Origin of the sequence: Geodermatophilus normandii (assembly GCF_003182485.1) — a bacterium.
In the GTDB taxonomy this organism is placed as follows: Bacteria; Actinomycetota; Actinomycetes; order Mycobacteriales; family Geodermatophilaceae; genus Geodermatophilus; species Geodermatophilus normandii.
In genome coordinates this window covers 2,860,071-2,883,333 of the sequence record NZ_QGTX01000001.1, presented here as the reverse complement: position 1 = coordinate 2,883,333, position 23,263 = coordinate 2,860,071, and the positions used below count along the sequence as shown (strand labels likewise).

At 77.6% G+C, this 23,263-nt stretch carries 17 protein-coding genes; 12 read left to right on the top strand and 5 right to left on the bottom strand.

The window, feature by feature from the left end; translation table 11 throughout:
* On the top strand, nucleotides 1-1,569 hold the full coding sequence (locus JD79_RS14070; protein ID WP_170149207.1) for an FAD-dependent oxidoreductase: 1,569 nt from the start codon (nucleotides 1-3) through the stop codon (nucleotides 1,567-1,569).
* Between the two features lie 62 nt (nucleotides 1,570-1,631).
* Here JD79_RS14070 and JD79_RS22245 read toward each other — a convergent pair whose 3' ends face one another.
* Nucleotides 1,632-2,225 (bottom strand): polysaccharide deacetylase family protein, encoded by a 594-nt coding sequence (locus tag JD79_RS22245; RefSeq protein WP_146220451.1) that lies wholly within the window; start codon nucleotides 2,223-2,225, stop codon nucleotides 1,632-1,634.
* Between the two features lie 1,141 nt (nucleotides 2,226-3,366).
* On the opposite strand from JD79_RS22245, the gene JD79_RS22690 reads away from it, so the two are divergent.
* From JD79_RS22690 to JD79_RS14050, 4 genes are read left to right on the top strand one after another with little or no spacing between them, the layout of a single operon-like run.
* The gene (locus JD79_RS22690; protein WP_170149206.1) at nucleotides 3,367-4,566 is read left to right on the top strand and encodes an alpha/beta hydrolase family protein; all 1,200 of its coding nucleotides are present in this window, start codon (nucleotides 3,367-3,369) and stop codon (nucleotides 4,564-4,566) included.
* Nucleotides 4,563-7,937 carry a lysine--tRNA ligase gene (gene lysS, locus JD79_RS14060; protein WP_170149205.1) on the top strand — a complete coding sequence of 1,125 codons (3,375 nt, stop codon included), beginning with the start codon at nucleotides 4,563-4,565 and terminating at the stop codon, nucleotides 7,935-7,937. The genes JD79_RS22690 and lysS overlap by 4 nt, the downstream gene beginning before the upstream one ends.
* Before the next feature lie 32 nt (nucleotides 7,938-7,969).
* Complete coding sequence (locus JD79_RS14055) at nucleotides 7,970-8,380, top strand: hypothetical protein (protein WP_110006021.1); 411 nt, start codon at nucleotides 7,970-7,972, stop codon at nucleotides 8,378-8,380.
* Nucleotides 8,377-9,780 (top strand): amino acid permease, encoded by a 1,404-nt coding sequence (locus JD79_RS14050; RefSeq protein ID WP_110006020.1) that lies wholly within the window; start codon nucleotides 8,377-8,379, stop codon nucleotides 9,778-9,780. Before JD79_RS14055 ends, JD79_RS14050 begins: the two co-directional genes overlap by 4 nt.
* 3 nt (nucleotides 9,781-9,783) lie before the next feature.
* Here JD79_RS14050 and JD79_RS14045 read toward each other — a convergent pair whose 3' ends face one another.
* A complete protein-coding gene (locus JD79_RS14045; RefSeq protein WP_110006019.1) occupies nucleotides 9,784-10,641 on the bottom strand; it encodes a DMT family transporter in 858 nt (285 codons plus the stop codon).
* A gap of 19 nt (nucleotides 10,642-10,660) precedes the next feature.
* Nucleotides 10,661-11,860 carry a cation:proton antiporter gene (locus JD79_RS14040; protein WP_110006018.1) on the bottom strand — a complete coding sequence of 400 codons (1,200 nt, stop codon included), beginning with the start codon at nucleotides 11,858-11,860 and terminating at the stop codon, nucleotides 10,661-10,663.
* Nucleotides 11,861-11,992: 132 nt separating this feature from the next.
* Here JD79_RS14040 and JD79_RS14035 point away from each other — a divergent pair, with 132 nt between their 5' ends.
* On the top strand, nucleotides 11,993-12,745 hold the full coding sequence (locus JD79_RS14035) for a hypothetical protein (protein ID WP_245900096.1): 753 nt from the start codon (nucleotides 11,993-11,995) through the stop codon (nucleotides 12,743-12,745).
* Between the two features lie 12 nt (nucleotides 12,746-12,757).
* Here JD79_RS14035 and JD79_RS14030 read toward each other — a convergent pair whose 3' ends face one another.
* Nucleotides 12,758-14,359 (bottom strand): FAD-binding oxidoreductase, encoded by a 1,602-nt coding sequence (locus tag JD79_RS14030; protein WP_211307977.1) that lies wholly within the window; start codon nucleotides 14,357-14,359, stop codon nucleotides 12,758-12,760.
* 242 nt (nucleotides 14,360-14,601) lie between these two features.
* On the opposite strand from JD79_RS14030, the gene JD79_RS14025 reads away from it, so the two are divergent.
* The 6 genes from JD79_RS14025 to JD79_RS13995 all read left to right on the top strand — a co-directional run bounded on the left by JD79_RS14025 (nucleotide 14,602) and on the right by JD79_RS13995 (nucleotide 22,671).
* On the top strand, nucleotides 14,602-15,474 hold the full coding sequence (locus tag JD79_RS14025) for an AfsR/SARP family transcriptional regulator (RefSeq protein ID WP_110006016.1): 873 nt from the start codon (nucleotides 14,602-14,604) through the stop codon (nucleotides 15,472-15,474).
* Nucleotides 15,471-16,538 carry an ATP-binding protein gene (locus tag JD79_RS14020; RefSeq protein ID WP_110006015.1) on the top strand — a complete coding sequence of 356 codons (1,068 nt, stop codon included), beginning with the start codon at nucleotides 15,471-15,473 and terminating at the stop codon, nucleotides 16,536-16,538. The genes JD79_RS14025 and JD79_RS14020 overlap by 4 nt, the downstream gene beginning before the upstream one ends.
* On the top strand, nucleotides 16,457-17,521 hold the full coding sequence (locus tag JD79_RS22685) for a hypothetical protein (RefSeq protein ID WP_170149204.1): 1,065 nt from the start codon (nucleotides 16,457-16,459) through the stop codon (nucleotides 17,519-17,521). Before JD79_RS14020 ends, JD79_RS22685 begins: the two co-directional genes overlap by 82 nt.
* A 546-nt stretch (nucleotides 17,522-18,067) precedes the next feature.
* On the top strand, nucleotides 18,068-19,270 hold the full coding sequence (locus JD79_RS14015) for an alpha/beta hydrolase family protein (RefSeq protein WP_110006014.1): 1,203 nt from the start codon (nucleotides 18,068-18,070) through the stop codon (nucleotides 19,268-19,270).
* Between the two features lie 1,210 nt (nucleotides 19,271-20,480).
* A complete protein-coding gene (locus JD79_RS24545; protein WP_425454177.1) occupies nucleotides 20,481-22,202 on the top strand; it encodes an HNH endonuclease family protein in 1,722 nt (573 codons plus the stop codon).
* Nucleotides 22,203-22,467: 265 nt separating this feature from the next.
* The gene (locus tag JD79_RS13995) at nucleotides 22,468-22,671 is read left to right on the top strand and encodes a cold-shock protein (protein ID WP_073420333.1); all 204 of its coding nucleotides are present in this window, start codon (nucleotides 22,468-22,470) and stop codon (nucleotides 22,669-22,671) included.
* A 64-nt stretch (nucleotides 22,672-22,735) separates the two neighbouring features.
* Here JD79_RS13995 and JD79_RS13990 read toward each other — a convergent pair whose 3' ends face one another.
* Complete coding sequence (locus JD79_RS13990) at nucleotides 22,736-23,200, bottom strand: hypothetical protein (RefSeq protein WP_110006011.1); 465 nt, start codon at nucleotides 23,198-23,200, stop codon at nucleotides 22,736-22,738.
* Between the last annotated feature and the right edge of the window lie 63 nt (nucleotides 23,201-23,263).

Below are 23,263 nucleotides of genomic sequence, written 5' to 3'. Positions count from 1 at the left end.
GTGACCGAGCCGACGACCACTCCCGAGACCGCCGACGAGGCCCGGACCGTGCTGGTCGTCGGGGCCGGGCCGGTGGGCCTGACCGCGGCGTGCGAGCTGGTCCGCCAGGGCGCCCGCGTCCGGCTCGTCGACGCGCTCCCCGGACCGACCACGCAGTCGCGCGCCGTCGTCATCCACCCGCGCACCCAGGAGCACCTGGCCGCCATGGGAGTGCTCGACCGGATCGCGGCCGAGGGCCTGGCGGTCACCGCCCTGGAGGTGCGCAGCGGGCGGGAGGCCACCCTGCGGCTGCGCGAGACCACCGCGCACGTGGACTCCCGCCACCCCCGCATCCTCGACCTGGCCCAACCGGAGACCGAGGCGGTCCTCACCGGGCTGGCCACCGACCTCGGCATCCGCGTCGAGCGGGGCACGTCCTTCGACGGCCTGGTCCAGGACGACGACGGGGTCACCGTCACGCTGACCTCCCCGGCCGGGACCACGCGGCAGCGCTACGGCTGGGTCGTGGGCACCGACGGCGGCCACAGCCGGGTCCGGGCGGCCGTCGGCGCCCGCCTCGAGGGCGTGTTCCGGGGCCAGCACTTCCTGTTCGCCGACGTGGCCGCGGACAGCGCGCTCTCCGCGGACACCATCCGGATGTTCCTGCACCCGGACGGCCTCGGCGGCGCCTTCCCCATGCCCGGCGGGCGCACGCGGCTGCTGTTCCTCGTCGACACCCCGGAGCCCGGCGCGCAGCCGTCGCTCGAGCAGACCCAGCGGCTGGTCGACGAGCGGATGGGCGGGCGGTGGCGGATCGGCGACCCGCGGTGGCTCACGTACTTCGAGGTGCACCACGGGCAGGTCCCGCAGTACCGCTCCGGCCGGGTGCTGCTGGCCGGGGACGCCGCGCACGTCCACAGCCCGGCGGCCGGTCAGGGGATGAACACCGGGATCCAGGACGCGGTGAACCTGGCCTGGAAGCTCGCCCTGGTGAGCACCGGCCGGGCCGCGCCCGCGCTGCTCGACACCTACCAGGCCGAGCGGCACCCCGTCGGGGCCGCGGTCGTGCGGCAGACGAACGCCCTCACGAACGCGATGACCGCCTCCGGGCCCGTCGCGCACGCGCGCGACCTCGCGCTGACCGTCCTCGGGCACGTCCCGGCGCTGAGCGGCCGGCTCGTGGCGGCGATGACCGAGACGACCATCGCCTACCGGCGGAGCCCGGCCGTCACCGGCCTGGCCGGCGGCAGGCGGCAGGCCTCCCCCGGCGACCACGCCCCCGACGTCCCCGGGCTCACGACGGCCGACGGCGCCGAGGCGTGGATCGGGGACCTGCTCCGCCGCCCGGGCTGCCTGCTGCTGACGACCGCCTCCGACCCGCGCTGGTCGAGCGGCTGCGCGGCGCCCTCGATCCGCTCGGCACGGTCGTCCCCGTGGTCGCCACCGCTGCGGGCGCGCCCGCGGACGCCCTCGTCGACCCCGCGGGAGCGGTGGCCCGGCGCTACGGCATCGGCGACGCCGGCCTCGCCCTCGTCCGGCCCGACGGCTACCTCGGCTACCTGTCGGCCGGCGCCGACGACCGCGCCGTGACCGAGTACCTGACCGGCCTGCTGCACGTCGAGCGGCAGCCGGCCTGAGCGGCCCGTCGCCGGTCAGCCGGAGACGTACGTCGCGCCCGGCACGACGTCGGGTCCCAGGAGCTGCGGCACGGTGACCAGCGTGTAGCCGGCGTCCTGCAGCGCGTCGACGATCCCAGGCACCGCCTGGACCGTCGTCGGGTGGATGTCGTGCATCAGCACGATCGCGCCGCGGTGCGCGCCGGCCAGGACCCGCTCGGTGGTGATCGTGACGTCGCGGTTCCACCAGTCGCGGGTGTCGACGTCCCAGAGGACCTGCGCGTGGCCGCGGTCGGCCGCCACCGCGGCGACGGTCGCGTCGGTGGCGCCGTACGGCGGCCGCACCAGCGACGTCGTCACCCCCAGGCCGGCCAGGACCGCGGTGGCCCGGTCGAGCTCGGTGCCCACGGCGGCCGGGCCGACGTCGGGCAGGCGGGGATGGCTCCAGGTGTGGTTGCCGACGGCGTGGCCGTCGGCGACCATCCGACGGACCACGTCCGGGTGTGCGGCCGCGTTCCGCCCGACGACGAAGAACGTGGCGCGGACGTCCTGGGCGCGCAGGTCGTCGAGGAGCTCCGCGGTGTGGGGGCCGGGGCCGTCGTCGAACGTGAGCGCGATGCACCGCAGCACGGTGCAGTCGACCTCGCCGGCCGGAGAGGGCGGCTCCGGCGGCGGCGGAGGCTCGGACGGCGGCGGGGCTCGGGCGGCGACGGGGCTCCGGCGGCGGCGGGGCTCGGGCGGTGTGGGGGGTGCCGGGGGACCCCGCGGAACGGCGCGGCTGCCGTCGCCGCCGCGCGCACCCGCCGGCCGGCGTCGCTGAGGACGCCGTCGGCGGCGAGGGGATCGACCCGGACGGCGACGTCGCCGAACGGCTCGGCCCTGCCGTCGCCCCCGCCGACCACCAGCGACAGCGCGCCGTCCCGGGCGAAGCGCAGGTCGGCCAGGACCGCGGAGCGCCCGAGCAGCGCGTGACCGAGGCCGGCGCGCTCGACCGCGCCGGTGAACCACCCGAAGAGCGCGGCGGGGTCGGCGACCAGGTCGGTCGACGTCCAGGTCTCCCCCGTCGCGACGTCGGCGTAGACGGTGCGCGCGGTGGTCGCCGCCGGGAGGCCGCCGGTGCGGACGCTGGTGGCCACCCGGATCCCGAGGACGTCGCCGGCGGCGAGGACGGGCGTGCTGCCGACGGTCAGCTGGTGCCACTGCCCCGGGGCGAGCCCGGCCTCGTAGCGCCTGACCTCGGCGTCGACCATCCCGCGCAGCACCCCGTCCAGCGCGACGAGCCCGGGCACCGGCGCGGTCGTGAGCCGGCGCTCGTCCTCGGGCGTCCGGGTGTCCTCCCGGGAGAGGACGAGGCCGGCGACCGAGGCCGGGTCCGGCACCGGCGGCGCGGCGCCCACCGCCGCCGGCGGGAGGACCGGCGGCGGGACGTCCGGGGGGCCGCCGGTGTCCCCGGCGGCGTCGACCATGCCGGCGTCGACCATGCCGGTGTCGACCATGCCGGCGTCGACCACGCCCACGACCGCCGCGCCGCCGGAGCGGTCCGAGGCGTCCATGCCGCAGGCGGCCAGCACGAGCAGCCCGAGGGTCAGGGCGACGGACCGGGCCGGGGGCGCGTTCCTCACGGGTCCTCCGGGTGGGGCGGGTGCGTCGGCGGCACCCTCCGACGGGCCGCTCCAATCCCGCTCCAACGCCCGGCGGCGTTGGAGTCGCGTTGGAGGCGGGGTCGGCACAGTCCCGGTCGCGACACCCGGCCCGCACCAGGGAGGACACGATGGCCCGGCCCGCGCGACTGCACTTCTCCGACGAGGACCTCGACGGCCAGCTGGTCCGGACGCTGTCGATGGCCGTGGTCTCCGCCGCCGACCTGGGCGAGGCGATGGCCGCGGCCGCCCGGGTGGACCGGCCCGACCGCGACCGCTGGCACGCCGCGTGGGCGTCCGCGGCCGCCGGGGCCGAGGAGGCGGCGGCCGCGGCGACGGCGGCCGGCGACCGGGTCAGCGCCCGCGCCGCCCACCTGCGGGCCAGCGAGTACCACCGGCAGAGCTGGTACTACCTGCGCTCCGACCTCGGCGACCCCCGGCTGCGCGAGGGGCACCGCCGCCACGTGGCCGAGTTCGCGGCCGCGGCCGCGCTGATGGACTCCCCCGCCGAGCGGGTGGCGATCCCCTACGAGGGCACCACGCTCCCGGGCTGGCTGTTCGCGCCGGACGCCTCGGGGACGCCCCGCCCGACGGTCGTGCTCCCCTGCGGCTACGACTCCACCGCCGAGTACGGCTGGGCCGACGTCCCCCCGGCCCTGGAGCGCGGCTACAACGCGCTGACCTTCGAGGGGCCGGGTCAGGGCGCGGCGCTCATCGAGCAGGGGCTGGTGCTCCGGCCGGACTTCGAGGCCGTCCTCACGCCGGTGCTCGACTGGCTGCTGACCCGCCCGGAGGTCGATCCCGGCGCCGTCGTCCTGGTGGGGCGCTCCTTCGCGGGCTACCTGGCGCCGCGGGCGGCCGCGTTCGAGCACCGCCTCGCCGCGCTCGTCTGCGACCCGGCCCAGCCGGACATGGGCGCCCGCGTCCCCGGCGGCCTGGCCGGCCTCCTCGCCGCGCCGGTCGCGCGGGCGCAGGTGCGGGCCAGCGCGCGACGCCGCGAGTTCTTCGGCGCCCGGATGGCCGCGCACGGCCTCGACGACGTCGGCGACTACCTCCGGGAGCTGCGCCGGTACTCGATGCTCGACGTCGCCGACCGGATCAGCTGCCCGGTCGTCGTCGTCGAGGCCGAGGGGGACTTCGCCGGCGGAGGCGGCCGGACCCTGGTCGACGCCCTGACCGTCCCCGCCGAGCTGGTCCGCCTCACCGCCGCGCAGGGGGCCTCCGGGCACTGCGCGGGACTCGGGCAGCAGGTCTGGGCGGGCGCGGTCCACCCGCGGCTGCACCGGCTGCTGTCGGCGGCCCCGGTGCCGGCCGGCAGCGGGTCCCGGTGAGCGGGCAGGGGCAGGGGCCGGCCGAGGCCGCCGGGCGGGACGACCAGCGCGCCCAGCGCCTGCGGAAGCTGCAGGCACTGCAGGAGCGCAGGGCGCTCCCCTACCGCTACCCGACCGACGCCAGCGCCGCGGAGCTGCACAGCCGGCACGCCGGGCTGCCCCCGGACTCGCGGACGACCGACCGCGCGCACGTCGCCGGCCGGCTGGAGCGGGTCCGCCGGCAGGGTCACCTGACCTTCGCCACGCTGCGCGACCGCACCGGCACCGTCCAGCTCTTCGTCGACAGCTCGGTGCTCGGCGCGGCCCGGCACGCCGAGTTCGACGACGTCGACCGCGGTGACTGGCTCGGCGCCGAGGGCACGGTCGTCACCACCCGGCGCGGCGAGCTGTCGGTGTGCGTGGAGGACTTCGCCGTCCTCGGCAAGGCGCTGCTCCCGCCGCCGGACGCGCACCGCGGGCTCCCCGACGTCGAGACCCGCTACCGGCAGCGCTACACCGACCTGGCGGCCAACGAGCGGACCCGCGAGGTCTTCCGCATCCGGCACACCGCCGTGCGCGCGATCCGCCGGCACCTGGAGGACCGCGGCTTCACCGAGGTCGAGGGCCCGGTGCTGCAGAGCATCCAGGGCGGCGCCAGCGCCCGGCCGTTCGTCACCCACCACAACGCGCTCGACCTGGACCTCTACCTGCGGATCGCGCTCGAGCTGCACCTCAAGCGGCTGATCGTCGGCGGCATGGAGCGCGTCTTCGAGATCGGCCGGGTGTTCCGCAACGAGGGCATCGACACCCGGCACAACCCCGAGTTCACGCTGCTCGAGGCCTACCAGGCCTTCGCCGACTACACCGACATGATGGACCTCACCGAGGCCGTGGTGACCGCCGCCGCCCGGGCCGCCCTCGGCGACGACCTGACCGTCCACCACGGCGGCCACGCCATCGACCTCGGCGCCACCCCGTGGCCCCGCCGGCGCTTCGCCGACATGATCGCCGAGGTCACCGGCGCGGCCATGCACCCCGCGATGCCCGTCGGGGAGGCCCGCGCCGTGCTCGACCGGCTCGGCGTCCCGTACGAGGCCGGCTGGGGGCCCGGCCGCCTGATGAAGGAGGTCTACGACGAGCGCGTCCAGCACTCGATCGTCGGCCCGGTCTTCTGCGTCGACCACCCGCGCGAGGTCTCGCCGCTGGCCCGCACCCACCGCGACGACCCCGCCTACGTCGAGCGCTTCGAGCTGATCGTCGCCGGCTTCGAGCTGTGCAACGCCTACTCCGAGCAGAACGACGCCGTCGAGCAGCTGGCCGCCTTCGAGGCCGAGGCGCGCGCCAAGGAGCACGGGGACCCCGAGGCCGGCGACGTCGACCTGGACTACGTGCGGGCGCTCGAGCGCGGCATGCCCTGCACCGGCGGCCTGGGCATCGGCATCGACCGCCTGGTCGTGCTGCTGGCCGGCGTCGACTCCATCCGCGAGGTCATCCTCTTCCCGACCCTGCGGCCGGAGTCGGGGCCGCCGCCCGGCGGCGGTCCCCGCGGTGCGGCCCGGCCGCCGGCCACCCCCACACCGGTCCCGGGCGACGGCGCCCCGGTGACCGCGCTGCCCGACCTCGCGCCCTCGGCGCACCCCGTCCCCGCGCCGCCGCCCCGCGCCCGGGTGCGGCCGGGCACCGTCCGGGTGCTGGCGGCGCTGACCGCGCTGTGCGGCGTCCTGCAGCTCGCCGTCCGCCTGCCGGTGGTGCACGACCGCATCGGCGGCGGAGCGGTCGACGTCGACCCGCTGGCGGTGCCCGTCGCGGGCGCGGTGACCTCGGTCGTCGTCGGGCTGCTGCTCCTGCTGCTCGCCCGGCAGCTGGCCCGGCGCGAGCACCGCGCCTGGCAGCTGGCGGTGGCGCTCTTCGCGGTCGGGGCGGTCGCGCACGCGGTCAAGGGGCCGCACCCGGTCGCGGTGGCCCTGTGCGTGGCGATGCTCGTCGCGCTGGGATCGGCCCGCTCGGCGTTCCGCGCGCCCGGCGACCCGCCGTCGCTGCTGCGGCTGCTGCACGTCCTGCCGCTGTACCTGGGCGGCGTCCTGCTGTTCGGCCTGACCACGCTGTGGGCCGAGCGCTCCCGGGTCGAGCCGGCACCGACCCCGGTCGGCGCGCTGGAGACGGTGCTCGGCGGCCTGGTCGGGGTCGACGGGCCCTACACCTACCGGTCGGCCTTCCTCGCCCGCTTCCTCCCCGCCGCGCTGCTGGCCCTCGGCGTCGTCGGGCTCGTCGTCCTGGCCGTCCTGCTGCTGCGGCCGCTGGCGGCCCGCCGCCCGCACACCGAGGACGACTGGGAGCACGCCTCCCGCCTCGTGCACACCTACGGCTGGGACACGCTGGCCTACTTCTCGCTGCGGGACGACAAGAGCTTCTTCTTCTCCAGCGACGGCGAGGCGTTCCTCGCCTACACCTACCTCGGCGGGTACGCGCTGGTGTCCGGCGACCCCGTGGGGGCCCGCGAGTCGGTGGTGCGGGTCCTCGACGAGTTCCTCGCCCTGTGCGACGAGCGCGCCTGGACGCCGGCGCTGCTCGCGGTCCGGGAGGCCAGCATGCCGCTGTACGCCTCGCGCGGGTTCACCTCGGTCTACCTCGGCGACGAGGCGGTCATCGACTGCCGCAGGCCGCTGCTCGAGGGTCCCGCCCACAAGAGGCTGCGGGCCGCCGTGCGGCGGGTGGGCCGCACCCACCGGTTCCGGCTGCTCGCCGAGGCCGACGCGCCGCCGGCGCTGGTCGAGCAGCTGAACGCGATCAGCGCGCGCTGGCGGGGCAAGGCACCCGAGCGCGGGTTCACGATGACGCTGTCGCAGGACGTGCGCGGCGCGGGCGCGGACCCGCAGTTCCTGCTCTGCGTGGCGCTCGACGAGCGCGGCGTGCCCGGCGGGTTCCTGCGGCTGGTGCCCGCGTACGGCCCGTCCTTCGGCTACACGCTGGACCTCATGCGGCACGACCCGGACGCCCCGAACGGGATGACCGAGTTCCTCATCGCGCAGACCGCCGCCGCGCTGGGCGCCCGCGGCGTGGCGCGGCTGTCGATGAACTTCGCCATGTGGGGCCGGCTGTTCGCCGACGACGTGCCGTTCACCCCGGCGCAGCGCGCGGCCCGCTGGGCGGTCGGCGTGCTCAACCCGTTCTTCCAGATCCGCTCGCTGCGGGACTTCAACGAGCGGTTCGACCCGGAGTGGCTCCCCCGCGTCCTCGCCGTCCGCCGGCGCGCGGACCTCCCGCGGGTGGGGCTGCGCTACGCCGGCGCCGAGGGCTTCCTGGCCGTCCCCGGCCTCGGGCCGCTGCTGGTGCCGCGCGCCGTGGGCGGGGTCCCGTCCCCCTCCGACCCCGCGGGCCGGGCGGCGGCGTGAGGCGGACGGGCACGGTCCTCGGGACGGGGGTCGTGCTCGCGGCGCTGCTGGCCGCGCTCGCCGTCGCCCAGTGGGCCGGCCGGGACCGGGCGACGTTCGGGCCGGGGTCCCTCGAGGCGGTCGAGCGGGCGGTGGCGGCGGCCGGGTTGCGGACCTGCGACGCCGCCGACGTCGCGCGCGACCTGCCCGGCGGCAGCCTGGGCGGGCGCGCCTACACGCTGGCCGCGTCCTGCCCGGGCGACGCGGTCACCGTCGTCGTGGACCGGTTCGCCTCCGCGGGGGACCGGGACGCGGCCGCCCGGCGGTTCGAGTCGCTGAGCCGCCCGCGCGGCAGCGGCTGGGTGCTCACCCTGGCCGACGCCACCGTGCTGCTGCGGGGCCCGGGCGACGAGGAGCCGCGACGGCGGCTGCGCGTGGCGCTGATCGGCGAGGGCGCCCGGTGAGCCGGCCCGCGCGCACCGCCCGCCTGGGCGTGCTGGCGCTGGCGATGGTCAACGTCGCGTCGATCGTGAGCGCGCGGAACCTGCCGGTCATGGCCGAGTACGGCTGGTCGATGCTGGCGCTGTTCGCGCTGTCGATCGCGGTGTTCCTCGTGCCCGTCTCGATGGCCGCCGCCGAGCTCGGCACCGCCTTCCCGCGCGACGGCGGCGTCTACGCCTGGGTGAAGGAGGCCTTCGGCGGGCGCACCGGCTTCCTCGCGGTGTGGTGCGACTACGCCGAGAACGTCGCCTGGTTCCCCACCGTGCTGTCGTTCATCGCCGCGTCGTCGGCCTACGCCATCGACCCGTCGCTGGCCGACGACAAGTCCTACCTCGTCGTCGTCATGCTCGTGGTGTTCTGGGGCACCACGGCCGCGGCGCTGCGCGGCGTGCGCACGTCGGCGGTCATCGGCGCCGTGGGGACCGTCGCGGGCTCTCTCCTGCCGGCGCTGCTCGTCGTCGCCCTGGGGGCGGCCTTCCTCCTGCGGGGCGACCCCTCGCAGATCCCCTTCTCGGCCGGCGCCCTGGTCCCCGACGTCTCGCTGGGCGACCTGGCGTTCCTCGGCGGGGTCATCCTGCTGTTCACCGGCATGGAGATGGCCGGGTTCCACGCGCGGGAGACCCGCGACCCCGGCCGCACCGTCCCGCGGGCGATCGCCCTGGCCGTCGCGGTCACCGTCACCTCCTCGGTCCTCGGCTCGCTGTTCATGGCCTTCGTGCTGCCGAGGCACGAGATCAGCCTGGTGTCGGGGACGATGGAGCTGTTCGCCAGCGTGCTCGACACGCTGTCGGTGAGCTGGCTGCTGCCCCCGCTGGCGGTCCTCGTCGTCCTCGGCGGCGTCGCGCACCTCACGCCGTGGGTGCTGGGGCCGGCGAAGGGCGTCGCGGTCGGGGCCCGGGAGGGACTGGCCCCGGGGCGGTTCGGGCGGACCAACCGCAACGACGTCCCGGTGGCGCTGCTGGTGGTGCAGGGCGTGGCGGGCACGCTGTTCGCGCTGCTGTTCGTCGTCGTGCCGAGCGTCAGCACGTCGTACTGGATGCTCTCGGCGGTCACCGCCCAGGTGGTCGTGGCGATGTACGCGCTGGTGTTCGCCAGCGTCATCCGGCTGCGGCACACCCGCCCCGACGTCCCCCGGCCCTACCGGATCCCCGGCGGGCTGCCCGGCGTGTGGCTGGTCGGCGGCGTGGGACTGCTGGGCTGCGCGGCCTCCTTCCTGCTCGGGTTCGTGCCGCCGAGCCAGCTGGCCACCGGCGACACGGTGGTCTACGTGGCCCTGCTGGCGCTGGCGACCGTGGTGCTGTCCCTGCCGCCGTTCGTGTTCGCGCTGCTGGCCCGCCGCCGCGCCCCGGCCCCGGTCGGCTGAGCCCTACGGCGCCGCCCCGGCGGCCGCCGAGGAGCGGGCCAGCGCGACCGTGGCCGCGACCATGGCGGCGACCAGCACCGAGACGAGGACCCACTCGGCCCCGCCCGCCCGCAGCCGCTCGCCGAGCACGGCGATGCCGAGCGCCGCGCCGACCACCGGTTCCCCGACCGTCGCCGCGGGCAGCGAGGCCCCCAGCGGCCCGGCCTGGAACGCGGCCTGCTGCACCAGGGTGCCGCCGAGGAGGGCCGCGGCCAGCAGCCAGGTGCTCCAGGAGGTGAGCACCGCGACCACGCCGTCGCCGAGTGCGTCCACCACCCCCTTGGTGAGCGCCGCGGCCAGTCCGTAGGCCACCCCCGTGGTGAGGGCCAGCAGGACCGCGCGGGGCGTTCCCCGCCGCAGCGCCGCGCCGAGCAGGCAGGCCCCGACGGCCGCTCCGAGGACGGCCCACGCCGGCAGCCAGTCGCGCCAGCCGGCCGCGTCCGCCCCGGCGGTGGGCTCGCCCGTGACGACGAAGGCCGCCAGCGCCAGGACGAGGACGGCGGCCCACAGCCAGTCGCCCCGGCCGAGCCGCCGGCCGGCCCACCGGGCGCCCAGCGGCAGCGCGAAGAGCACGGTCGTGACCAGGAGCGGCTGCACCAGCAGCAGCGACCCCAGACCGAGGGCGGCGGCCTGGGCCACGTAGCCGCCGGTGTCGGCCAGCGTGCCGGCCCACCACCGCGGTGACCGGGCCAGGGTCCCGACGAGGCGCAGGCCGCCGCCCGGTCCCCCCGGCACCGCCGCGGCGGTGCGCTGCTGGACCGCCGACGCCAGCGCGAACAGGCCCGCGGCCAGGAGCGCCAGCCCGGCGGCGGCCACCGTCACCGCCGGGGTCGCCGCTCGCTCACCCGGTGCCCGCCGGGCCTCCCGCGGCCGGGACGGGCACCTCGGCCGGCCGCCGGTCGAGGGCCACGGTCAGCGCGGGGAACAGCAGCACGGTCAGCACGCCCGCCCCGACCAGCGCGGCGGCGTTCTCGGGCAGCATCGTGCCGCTGCGCAGGCCGATCTCGGCGAGGGCCACCAGCACGGGCAGCGCCGTCGCGCTCACCAGCGCGGCCTGGACCCGCTGCCGCGCCGGGAGCACGCGGCGGTAGACCAGCAGGGCCGGCCCGCCGCGGACGGCGAGCATCAGCGCGAAGAAGAGCACCAGCCGCAGCGGTGCCTCCGCGATCGAGGCCAGGTCCAGCGCCATCCCGGAGGAGACGAAGAAGACCGGGACGAAGAAGCCGTACCCCACCGCGTCGAGCTTCGCCTCCAGCCGGGGCGCGGCCGCACCGACCCACCGCCGCAGGACCACGCCGGCGAGGAAGGCGCCGAGCACGGCGTCGAGGTGGAACTGGTCGGTGACCGCGATGAGCGCGACCAGGAGCAGCACCGTGCCGCGCAGGGTGATCTGCGCGGTCTCGTCCTGCCCCGCCGCGGCCACGGCGGCGAGCCGGCCGCCCTCCCGGACCCCGCGCCGCAGCAGGCCGAGGGCGACGGCGAGCACGGCCACCGCGGCCAGCGAGACGAGGGCGGCGACGCGGCCCTGCGTGCCCAGGAACACCGCGATGGCGAGGACGGGGAACAGCTCGCCGACCCCGCCGGTGGCCAGCAGGTACCGCCCGAGCCGGCCGCCCAGCAGGCCCTTCTCGCGCAGCACCGGCAGCAGCGTGCCCAGCGCGGTGGTGGTCAGCCCGAGCGCCACCGGCAGGTAGGCCCGCACCACGCCGGTGGCGGCCAGGGCCCCCACCACGCCCAGTGCCAGCCCCAGGGAGACGAACCAGGCGGCCAGCGCGCGCCGGCCGGCGTCCTCGCGGAACAGCCGGAGGTCGAGCTCGTAGCCGGCCAGGAGGAAGACGAACCCGAGCCCGACGTCGGCGAGCACCCGCACGTCCTGCGCCGCCCCGACGCCGAGCACGTCCGGGCCGAGCAGCATGCCGCCGGCGAGCAGCAGCACCACCTGCGGCACGGGCAGGCGCGGGAACAACCCGACGACGACGGCGGCGACCAGGGAGACGGCAGCGACCGCGGCCAGCGTGTCGATCGACACGACGTCGTCCACCCGGTTCTCCCCTCGGCCGGAGCGCCGATCCTCCCGGCCCGCGCGGCGCAGGGGAAGGCACGCGTGCGCGGTCCCCACGGCGGCTCCGGCGACGGCACGATCGCGGGAGTCCCTGACCCGGCGGGAGGCGGCGTGGACCTGGACCCGGAACTGCTGCCGGTGCTCAGCGGGCGCCGCGAACTGGTCGCCTGGCTGGTCCTCGGCTTCCTCGTGGCCTTCCTCGTCACCCGCTTCGTCACGCACGCCATCCGCACCGGCCGGGGGCCGTTCCGGGACGCGAGCGTCGGCGGGGTGCACGTGCACCACGAGGTGTACGGGATCTTCCTGCTGCTGGGCACCGGCACGGCCGAGTTCGCCTGGCGCCCGGCCGGCGCGTTCGGTGCCCTGCTCGCCGTCCTGTTCGGGGTCGGTGCGGCGCTGACCCTCGACGAGTTCGCGCTGTGGCTGCACCTGGAGGACGTGTACTGGTCGCGCGAGGGCCGCAGCTCGGTGGACGCGGTGCTGATCGCGCTGGTGGTCGGGGTCCTGCTGCTGGTCGGGGCCAACCCCTTCGACGCCGACGCCACCGACAGCGAGGCCGCGCTCGCCCTCACCCTCGCCGCCAACCTGGCGTTCGCGCTGGTCGCCGTGCTCAAGGGGCGCGTCGTCCTCGGCGTCGTGGGCGTGTTCGTGCCGCTGGTCGCGCTCGTCGCCGCGGTGCGGCTGGCCCGGCCGGCGTCCCCGTGGGCCCGGCGCCGGTACCCGCCGGGCAGCCCCCGCGGGGAGCGCGCGCTGCGCCGCTTCCCCCCGGGCCGCCGCACCCGCTGGGACGCGCTGGTCGACCTGTTCGCCGCCGTCCCCCGGCCCGCCACCGCCGCCACCACCTCCACCACCGCGGCCCGGTGACGGGGCGCCCGCTCAGCGGCCCGGCGGGCGGACCGACTGGGCGTGGTGGAACTGGTCGGTGGGGTCCCACCGGCCCTTGACCTCCTGCAGGCGGCGGTAGTTCCGCCCGAAGTAGAGGGTCGGCCAGTTCCTGAGGTCGACGTCGGGGTAGTTGACGTAGCAGCCGTCGGTGACGTCGTCGCGCGCCGGCTCCCCGCCGGTGTCGGCGTACACCGAGGCGTAGCAGCGGCGGATCCAGCCGAGGTGCAGCTCGTCCTCGGCGGGGTCGGTCCAGTACGTCTGGTACTGCAGCTTCATGATCGACGACCGCTGCGACACCGCCGTGTCGCCGCTCGGGACGGCGTTGATCCGCCCGCCGTAGGTGTCCACCTGCACCAGCGCCTGCGGGTTGTCGTAGGACGGGTCGGTCAGGGCGGCGTGCAGGGCCGCGACGTGCCGGTCGGGGAACGGCCGGCGCATGTAGGCCGACTTGTACTTGCCCCGCTGGTTGGGGCCCGAGCCGTTGAGCGTCTGGGTCGCCTGCAGCCACGGCATCGTGCGCCGCGTGGTGGTGGGCAGCGCGGCCGCGGGCATGCCGTCGTCGAGCGCGCGGAGGAACGCGTCGAGCAGGGCGGGGTCCTCGCCGGAGGCCTGGGTGACCAGCGTGACCGTGCCGGCGGAGACGTGCGAGAGCTTGAGCAGCCCGAACAGCCGGCGGCCGGGGCTGTCGGGCGCGCTGTTGGCGGCCAGCCAGCCGCCGTAGTCGCGCAGCAGGGTGGCGAAGGACGCCGCGTCGAGGGCGTTCCACTGCCAGGTGGTGGTCGCCAGCTGGACGATCGGCGGCGGAGCGGGCAGGTCGCGGAACGTGTAGGCGACGACGACGCCGAAGGTGCCGCCCCCGCCGCCGGTGTGCGCCCAGAACAGGTCCTCCGTGCGCGGGTCGCCCCGGCGCGCGGTCACCAGCCGCACCGACCGGTCGGCGTCGACGACCACCACGTCGACGGCGGACAGGTGGTCGACGGTCAGGCCGTGCTCGCGGGACATCAGCCCGTAGCCCCCGCCGACGACGTGGCCGCCCAGGCCCACCGAGTAGCAGGAGCCCGCGGGCAGCGTCACCCCGTGGCTCTTGTACAGCAGCTCGTACACGTCCCAGTTGGTGCACCCGCTCTCCAGCCGGATGCCGCCGTCGGGGGTCTCGGTGACCGCCCGCATCCCCGAGACGTCGAGGACCACGCCGCCGGGGTTGTCGGTCACGAAGTCCTCGTAGCAGTGGCCGCCGGCCCGCACCGTGATCCGCCGGCCGGCGGCGACCGCGGCACGGACCGCCGCCAGGCACTGGTCGGCGGTGGTCACCACGACCACCGCCGCGGGCGTGCCGGTGAAGCGCTGGTTGAACCCCGTCACCAGCGCCGGGTAGCGCGGGTCGCCGGGACCCACCTCCGCCGCGGGGACCGGGCTGCCGCCCGTCCCGTGCGGCGGACGGGCAGCGGCCGGAACGGGCGGCGCGGCGACCGTCCCGACCGCGATGCCGGCCGCCGCCGTCCCGGACCCGACGAGGAAGCCGCGCCGGGACAGCCGCCCGCGCCGTCCGCCTCGCCCGCCGGTGTCCCCACTGGTCTCTCGCACGCTCGTCACGGGCCCCCCTGGACTCGGGCCGCCCCGGTGGGCGGCCGGTCCGGGGACCCTGCGGCCGGTCGCTCCAAGCCCGCTCCAACCCCGAGGGCGCGACGGCGTCCGGACCCCTACCGGGACGGCGCCGGATGCGGTACGCAGTGGTCCGACGCTGCAGCGAAATCGACGGCGGTCGCGCGCCCTGCGCCGGAGCGGGGGCGGACCCGTCGCCGCGGGCACGGGGGTGGCACGCGAGGGGGTCCTTCGTGCAGGGCGACGCCACTGCCGACGTGCTGTCCTTCCGGGACCTCGGCCCGCTCGAGGTCCGCCGCGCCGGGACGCCGGTCGCCCTCGGCGGCGCCCGTCTCTCCGCGGCGCTGTCGCTGCTGCTGGTCAACGCGGGCCGGCAGGTCAGCGTCGACGCGCTCACCGAGGCCACGTGGGGCGCGGACTCCCCGGCCCGCTCGCCGTCGACGCTGGACTCGCACATCTGGCGGCTGCGCAAGGCGCTCGAGCCCGACCGGCGGCCGGGCGCCCCCTCGGGGGTGCTGGTGCGCGAGCCGGGCGGCTACCGGCTGGTCGCCGACCCCGCGACCGTCGACTCGCGGCGGTTCGCCGCGCTCGCCGGCGAGGCCCGGTCGCTGCTGGCCGCCGACCGTCCGCACGAGGCCGGCCGGGCCGCGGAGCAGGCGCTGGCGCTCTGGCGGGGGCGGCCCTACCCGACGGTGGCCGACGAGCCGTGGGCGACCGCCGCCGTCGCCCGGCTGGAGGAGCTGCGCGACCAGCTGCGCGAGCTGCTGGCCGAGGCGCTGCTGGCCGACGGCGCCCCGGAGCGGGCGCTGCTCGAGGTGGGCGCCGCCGTGGCGGAGGCGCCGCTGCGCGAGCGGCTGTGGAGCCTGCGCATGCTGGCCCAGCACCGCCTGGGCCGGCCCGAGGAGGCGCTGCGCAGCTACCAGCAGGTCCGCGCGGTCCTGCGCGACGAGCTGGGGCTGGAGCCGGGGCCGGAGCTGCGCGAGCTGCACGGCCGGATGCTCGCCGAGGACCCGACGCTGGCCGGCCCGGCGCCCGCCCGGCCCGCGCCGCCGGTCCCGGCCCGCGGCGGGCCGCCCCGGACGGGGGAGCCGCGCCGCGACCGGTGAACCTCCCCCACCGCACCTCGTCGCTGGTGGGGCGCGGGCCGGAGCTGGCGGAGCTCGCCGGCCTGGTGACCCGGTCCCGGCTGGTCAGCCTGGTCGGCGCGGCCGGGTGCGGGAAGACCCGCCTGGCCATCGAGGTCGCGCGCACGGTCGCCGACCGGTTCCCGGACGGCGTGTGGTTCGTCGACCTCACCGCGGCCGGGGACGCCGTCACCGTCCTGTCCACCGTGGTGTCGGCGCTGGGCTTCGCCCCGGCCGACACCGACCGGCCCGCCGAGGCGTTGCGCGCCCACCTGCGCGACCGGCGCGCGCTGCTCGTGCTCGACAACTGCGAGCAGGTCCTGGACCCGGTGGCCGACCTGGTCGACGACTGGCTCTCCGGCGCTCCCCCGCTCACCGTGCTGGCCACCAGCCGCGCGCCGCTCGAGGTCGGCGGCGAGCGGCTGCACCGGCTCGGCCCGCTGGCCCTCCCCGAGGGCGACGACGACGTCACCGCCTCCCCCGCGGTCGCCCTGCTGCTGGACCGGCTCGCCGCCGCCGGCGCCGACCGGGAGGACCTGGGCCTGCTCAGCGCGGTGGTGCGGATCGCCTCGGCCGTCGACGGCGTGCCCCTGGCCCTGGAGCTCGCGGCGGCCCGCGCCCGGGCGTTCAGCCTGGACGAGATCGCCCACCAGGTCACCGCCGACCCCAGCTCGCTGGCGCGGTCCGGGCGTGGCAGCGACCACCACCGGACGGTGCGCGCCGCCATCGAGCAGAGCTACGCACTGCTGCCCGCCGACGAGGCGGAGCTGCACCGCGCCGCCTCGGTGCTGCCCGGGCCGTTCACCGTGGCCGCCGCCGGCGCCGTCCTCGGCGGTCCCGACACCGGGCCCCGGCCGGCACGGTCACCGCGGACCTGGTCGCCCGCCTGGTGCACCACTCGCTGCTGGTCCCGCTCGGACCGGCGCGGCCCGGCGGCCCCTCGCGCTTCGCCCAGCTCGCCACCGTGCGCGGTCACGCGGCGCACGCGGCCGGCCCGGACACCCCCGCGCTGCGCCGCCGCCGCGACGAGTGGACGACCGCGCTGACCCACGCCAAGCCGCCGCTGGGCCGCGTGGCGGAGAGCGCGTGGTTCGACGCCCTCGACGACGACCTGCCCACGCTGCGCGCCACGCTGCAGAACCTGCTCGTGGAGGCGCCCTCGGCCGAGGGGGTGCGCCTCGCCGGCCGGCTCGGCACGTTCTGGTACTTCCGCAGCAAGACCATCGAGGGCCGCACGTGGGCCGAGCGGGCGCTGGAGGCCGAGCACCTGGCCGACCCGGTGTCGGCGGCGCTGGTGCGGCTCACCCTCGCCCACCACCTCTCCTCCGGCGGCCAGGACGACCTCGCCGTCGTGCACCTCACCGCCGCCTCGCGGCTGCTCGACCGCACGGGGGACGCGCTGTCGCGCACCGTGGCCGAGGTGCAGACGCTGCTGGCCCACTCCCTGGTGGTGGCGGGGTCGCTGGAGCCGGCGCGGGCCGTGGCCGGCGCCGTGACGGCGGCGGCGCGGGCGGCCGGCGGGGACGCGGACCTGGACCTGCTCGCCGAGACCTGCGCCGCCCTGGTGGACAGCGGCGCCGGCGCGCTCCCCACCGCGCGGCTGACCGCGCTGCACGACCGGGCGCTGGCGCTGGGCAACGTGCACGTCGCGCTGCTGGTGGCCGGGATGGCCGTCGTCGCCGCCATCCGCTCCGGGAACGCGGCGACGGCCCTGTCCTGGTCCGACCGGATGATCGGCCACCGCCTGGTGCTGGGCACCTCCGACGGGCCGGTCGCCTTCGAGCTGCGGGGCGTCGCCACGGCGATGGCCGGCCGGCCGCGGGAGGCGGTCCGGCTGTTCGCGGCGGCCCGCACGCAGGCGCTGCGCAACGGGCTGCGCTGGCCTGCCTTCGAGGCGACGCCGGACGTCCTGCGCGACGTCACGGCCGCGCTCGACCCGGGCGCCGCGGAGCGGGCGCGCGCCGAGGGCGCCCGGCTCACCCTGGCCGACGTCGTCGACCCGCCCCACGCCCTCCCCACGCCCGCCTGACCGCACCCCAGGCTGCGAGGGCGGCCGCGGCGCGGATTCCCGCCCGGTCGGGCTCTGCCCTGCACGGTGAGCGGCTCCCGGTCGCCGACCAGCGAACGCGCGCGGTCACCGTGACCGGGCCCGCCGCCGCCACCGGCGCCGCGACGTCGTCCGGCAGCAGGCCGGCCGTCTCCGGGAACCCGACCAGCAGCCGCGGGTCGAGCCGGGGCGAACAGTGCGACCGGGTCGCCGGGTCCGGTCCCCAGGGACCGCAGCGCGCGGGCGTGGCGGGACAGGGCGGCCAACAGCCCGGCAGCGGTCGTGCCGCAGGACCGGGCGCTGCCCGTCGCGCCGCAGCACGGCGACGAGGTCCTGCACGGAGGCGTCCACGGGTCGTCTCCTCGGGTGGACCGCCCCTGGCGGGCGGTGCGGCCACCGTCGCCCTCCCGGCTCCGCTGCCGCGCCAGCCGCGGACGCGGGCCCCTCCCCCGGCCCGGCCCGGGATTGGAGCCGGGTTGGAGCCGGCGCGGCGACGGTGCGGTCCTCCCCTGCCGATCGGAGACCGACGTGCACGCCTTCTTCAAGGACCCCGACCTCCAGTTCGCCGTCGAGGGCGTCCTCGGCGCCACCTGGTCCCGCGCCGCCGACGTGGGCGAGGTGCTGACCACCGTCGACCGGATCCCGAACGGCGACCGGCGGGCCTGGGTGCGGCAGTGGAGCGCCACCGCCGAGCGGCTCGCCGGTCAGGCGCGGGCCGCCGAGGACGCCGGGCACCGCCGCACCGCGGCGGCCCGCTGGCTGCGGGCCTCCGGCTACTGGTCCGAGGCGACCGACCAGGCCGACGCCACCGGGGACTTCGCGGCCCTGTGGGAGCGGCACCGCGACGCGTGGGACCGCTTCGTCGACCTCACCGACGCCGTCGGGGACGTGGCGGTCGAGCGCCTCCTCGTCCCCTACGAGGGGACCACCCTGCCCGGCTACCTCTTCCGCTCCGGTCCGGCGGACGAGCCGCGCCGCACCCTCGTCTACACGAACGGCAGTGACGGCTCGGTGGTCGGCGCCTGGACCCGTGGGATCGCCGACGCGCTGTCCCGCGGCTGGAACGCCATGACCTACGACGGCCCCGGCCAGAACGCCGCGCTCCTGCGGCAGGGCATCCCGTTCCGGCCCGACTGGGAGCACGTGCTCACCCCGGTGGTCGACGCCCTCGTGGCCCGGGCCGACGTCGACCCGGCCCGCATCGCCGTCATGGGCGTGAGCCAGGGCGGCTACTGGGTGCCGCGGGCGCTGGCCGCCGAGCACCGGGTGGCCGCGGCGGTCGCCGACCCCGGGGTCGTCGACGTCTCCACCACGATGCTCGCCCAGCTGCCGCACCGCCTCGTGCGGATGCTGGACGCCGGCGACCGCGACCGGTTCGACACCGAGATGCGCTGGGCCCTCAAGCTGTCGCCGGCCACCCGGACCATGCTGCAGTGGCGGATGCGGCCCTACGGCGTGACCTCGCCGTTCGACTTCTTCACCGCCGCCCGCGCCTACACCCTCACCGACGAGCAGGCCGCGGCGATCCGCTGCCCGCTGCTGGTCACCGACCCCGAGCACGAGCAGTTCTGGCCCGGGCAGTCCGCGCAGCTGGCGGCGAAGCTGACCTGCCCGGTCACGCTCGTGCGCTTCACCGCCGAGGAGGGCGCCGACTCCCACTGCGAGCCCACGGCCGCCGGCCTGCGCGGCGAGCGCGTGTTCGACTGGCTCGACGAGCAGGTGCCCGCGTGAGCGCCGGCGCCGTACACCGCCGGCGACCACCTCGGCGACCGGCCGGCCGGGCAGGGCGTCGACCGGGTGCTCGGCGTGCCCGGCGCCCAGGGTCTCCGGCTGCTCGACCACGTCGTCGCCCATCCGCGGGTGCGCCGGACCGGCTGCGCCACCGAGCCGGGGCACGCCGTCACGGCCGCGGGCGGTCCCGGTACCGGCAACGGGCTCGCGGGGCGTTGGTCGCCGTGCTGCTGGGAACTGGCCGGCGCGGTCCTCGGTGGAGGGCCCTGCTCCGCTCCCGCCGGGGAGTACGAGGGCGCGGCGACGACGGCGGCGACGAGGCCGGTGAGGACCCCGGCGACCACGAGAGCCGGCAGCCGGCCCGTGGAGTTCCGGATGCGGTCGAGGTGCCGGGTCCGCGGGAGGACCTGGAGGACGTGGAGGACCTGGGACTCCCGCCACTCCTCCTCGGTGGTGAGGGACGGGGGGGGGTCGGTCACGGTGCCTCCTGCGGTCGGTGGTGCGGACTGTCGCTCTCCGTGCGGCCGGGGCAGCCGGAGGTCCCGTCCCCGCGGCCGCTCGGCCCGTGCGCACCGGGCCTCCCACGTGCCCCGCCGGTCCCTGGTGTTCCTGTACGTCGACGTTCCCGTACCGCACCATGGCGGATCGGTGCACCGGAGCACACGGGGAGACCGCTCATGTCGTCGTTGTCCGACCCTGCCGTCCAGGCGATCCTGCGCCACCACCGGCAGCGCTCGCCGGAGACGCCGATGCGCGCCGTGGTGTCGAAGGCCGCGGCGCTCGGCTTCGACGTCGTCCCCCCGCGCGAGGGCAGCAGTGCCACCTACCTCCGCCTGGTGTCGACGACGCCCGCCGGCCGCACGGTCACCCTCTACGTCGACGCCGCGAAGCTGACGTCGAGCGCGAGGGGCGACCGCGCGTTCGCCGCCGCGCTGCCCGGCGCGGTGGAGACGCGCGTCGACGTGCAGTTCCCGTTCGCCGGGACCGACCCGGTCGAGGTCCTCGTCGCCTTCACCGACGACGCGCGTCACGGAGCGGTCCCGCCGGCCGCGGTCCCGGCCGCGGTCCCGGCACCGGCCCCGCTCCCCTGCCTGCGGCACCCGCCCCCCTGCCTCCGGTCCCCGCTCCCCTGCCTCCCGCACCGGCGCCGGTCGGGAGCGGCCGGCAGCGGCTGGTCCTGGGGGCCGTCGCGGCGGTCGTCCTGCTCTGCGTGGTCGCGGGGGTCGTCACCTCCGGGCTCCCCGGCGGGCTGCTCGCGCTCGGGGTCGCGGCCCTCCTCGTCGGCCTCGGCGCGGTCGTCGCCGGCCGGGCGCGGTGGGCGTTCGTCGCCTCGCGCGGCGTGGGCGGTGCCGTCCTCGCCGCGGGCCTCGCGGCGGTCGTCGTCGGCGGCGTCACCGCGCCGCGGACCGAGCCCACCGCCACCTCGGCGCCCGCGAGCACGTCGGCGGCCGCCACCGGCACGTCGTCGGCCGCCGAGCGGAGCGCCGCCGCGGAGGCGCAGGTCGCCGCCGCCGAGGACGCGCTGGAGCAGGCGGAGACCAGCGAGTCCGCCGTCGCCCCGGTCGACCCCGCCACGGGGCTGCTCTCCGACACCGCCGCCGACGCCGCCGTGGGGACCGCCGCGCCCGCCACCGCGCTCGCGGCGCTGGCCGCCGTCCCCGTGCAGGGCCGTGCCCCGCGCACCGGCTACGACCGCGACCTGTTCGGCGCCGGCTGGGTCGACACCGACCGCAACGGCTGCGACACCCGCAACGACGTCCTCGCCCGGGACCTCACCGGCGAGACGTTCAAGCCCGCCACGCGCGGATGCGTCGTCCTCACCGGGACGCTCGCCGACCCCTACTCCGGCGCCACGATCGCCTTCCGGCGCGGTCAGACCACCAGCGACGACGTCCAGATCGACCACGTCGTCGCGCTGTCGGACGCCTGGCAGAAGGGCGCCCAGCAGTGGGACACGGCCCGCCGCACGCAGTTCGCCAACGACCCGCTCAACCTGCTCGCCGTCGACGGTCCGCTCAACCTGCAGAAGGGCGACGGCGACGCCGCCACCTGGCTGCCGCCGGCCCGCGGGTACCGCTGCGCCTACGTGGCCCGGCAGGTCGCGGTGAAGGTCATCTACGGGCTCTGGACGACGCAGGCCGAGCGCAACGCGATCGCCACCGTGCTGAGCACCTGCCCGGGCGAGCCGCTGCCCGGCGGCGTGGTCGCCCCCGTGGCGCGGACCGCCGCGCCGACCACCACCGCGCCCGCCACCGCCGCGCCCAGCACCGCGGCGCCCAGCACCGCCGCGCCGACGACCGCTCCACCGACGACCGGCCGGCCGACCACGGCGGCCCCCGTGCCGAGCACGCAGCGCCCGCGCCGGTCCCCGTGCCCGTCCCGGCACCCGCGCCGGCCCTGCTCCCGCACCTGTTCCCGTCCCGGCCCCCGTGCCCGCGCCCGTGGGCGGGCCGGCGTACGCCAACTGCACCGCGGTCAGGGCGGCCGGGGCGGCACCGATCCACGCCGGCGACCCGGGCTGGGACCCGAAGTTCGACCGGGACGGCGACGGGGTCGGCTGCGAGTCGTGACCGCCGGGTCCTGGACCCCGCGCCCCCGTGGTGCGGGGGCCAGGACCGGCGGGCCGGAGCCGACTCAGTCGGCGAGCAGGGCGGCGTGCGCGCCGAGGCGGTGCGCCAGGGCCGCGGCGGTGCCGGTGGAGCGCAGGACGTCGGCCAGGAGGGCGGCCAGCTCGTCGGCGGCCGGCCCGTCCGCCACGGCGTCCGGGACCTCGGCGGCGGCCGGCTCGTCGAGCTCGGCGCGCAGCACGGCGTCGAGGTCGGCGGTGTCGAGGTCGCCCAGCTCGACGAGCACGAGCGGGCGCGCGGGGGTCTCCATGACGGGCTCCTCGGGGTCGGCGGGCCGGGGTCCGTCCCGGCGACGACGACACTGACCGTCGCGCCGCAGCGCCGGCTGAGGGCAACCGCACGATCGCCGCAAGACCACCACCGCGGGCCCCGGTCCGGGCGGACGGCGGTCCCCCGGACGGCGCAGCGGCGGCTCCCGGAGGTCGCTCAGCGTGAGGAACGCAGGTCGGAACGCGCCGCGCGGGGGCCCTGGGGTCGGCAAGAGCGCTCCGGACGGCTAGGGTTCCTCGCGTCGGGAAGGCCCTGCGCTCTGGCAGGACCCCGATGCACCATCGCAGCTAGGAGCGAGCAATGCCCGAAGGAACTGTCAAGTGGTTCAACGCGGAGAAGGGGTTCGGCTTCGCCACCCCGGACGGTGGCGGACCTGACGTGTTCGTCCACTACTCGGCCATCCAGACCAGCGGGTACCGCTCGCTCGACGAAGGCCAGCGGATCTCGTTCGACGTCGAGCAGGGCCAGAAGGGCCCGCAGGCGGCCAACGTCACCCCGCTCTGATCTCCTGATCAGCACAGCGCCCCCGTCCGGTCCTCCGGGCGGGGCGCTGTCGTCGGGGGCCCGGTCAGCGCGCCCGGGGCACGTACCCGCCGACCAGCGCCTGCATGAGCAGCGCCCCCGCGTCCGGGCCCACCGCCCGCGCGGCGTCGGCGAAGGCCCGCCAGCGGTCGCGCTCGACGTCCGTCGGCGCCCGCTCGGCCCGGACCTGCGCCTGCTCCAGCAGCCGCTCCCACTCCCCCTGCGGGGTCGGCCACAGCCCCGCCAGCCGCCGCGCCTCGGCGGAGATGCCGGTGATCCGCACGATGTCGCCGGCGTGGTTGGTCAGCGGCTCGATGTAGCCCGCCGCGGCGAGCGCCTTCGCCGCGGCGATCACCTGCTCCTTGGGCAGGCCGCTGCCCGGGACGACGGAGCCGAGCAGGTACGGCGCCCCGCCGTGCTTCGGCTCGTCCACCAGCCGGGCGACGGCCCGCAGCACGGGCAGGTCGCGGGAGAACCAGGTGTCGGCCAGGGGCGCGTCGGGCGGTGTCACGCCGTCCAGTCTCCCCGTGCGCACGGCGGCGCCCCGCCACCCGGGGTCACGGGGTGGCGGGGC

Excerpts from the sequence above, each read along its gene's own strand:
- JD79_RS22690 (WP_170149206.1), top strand. The coding sequence starts at position 3,367 with ATGGCCCGGCCCGCGCGACTGCACTTCTCCGACGAGGACCTCGACGGC.
- JD79_RS13995 (WP_073420333.1), top strand. The coding sequence starts at position 22,468 with ATGCCCGAAGGAACTGTCAAGTGGTTCAACGCGGAGAAGGGGTTCGGC.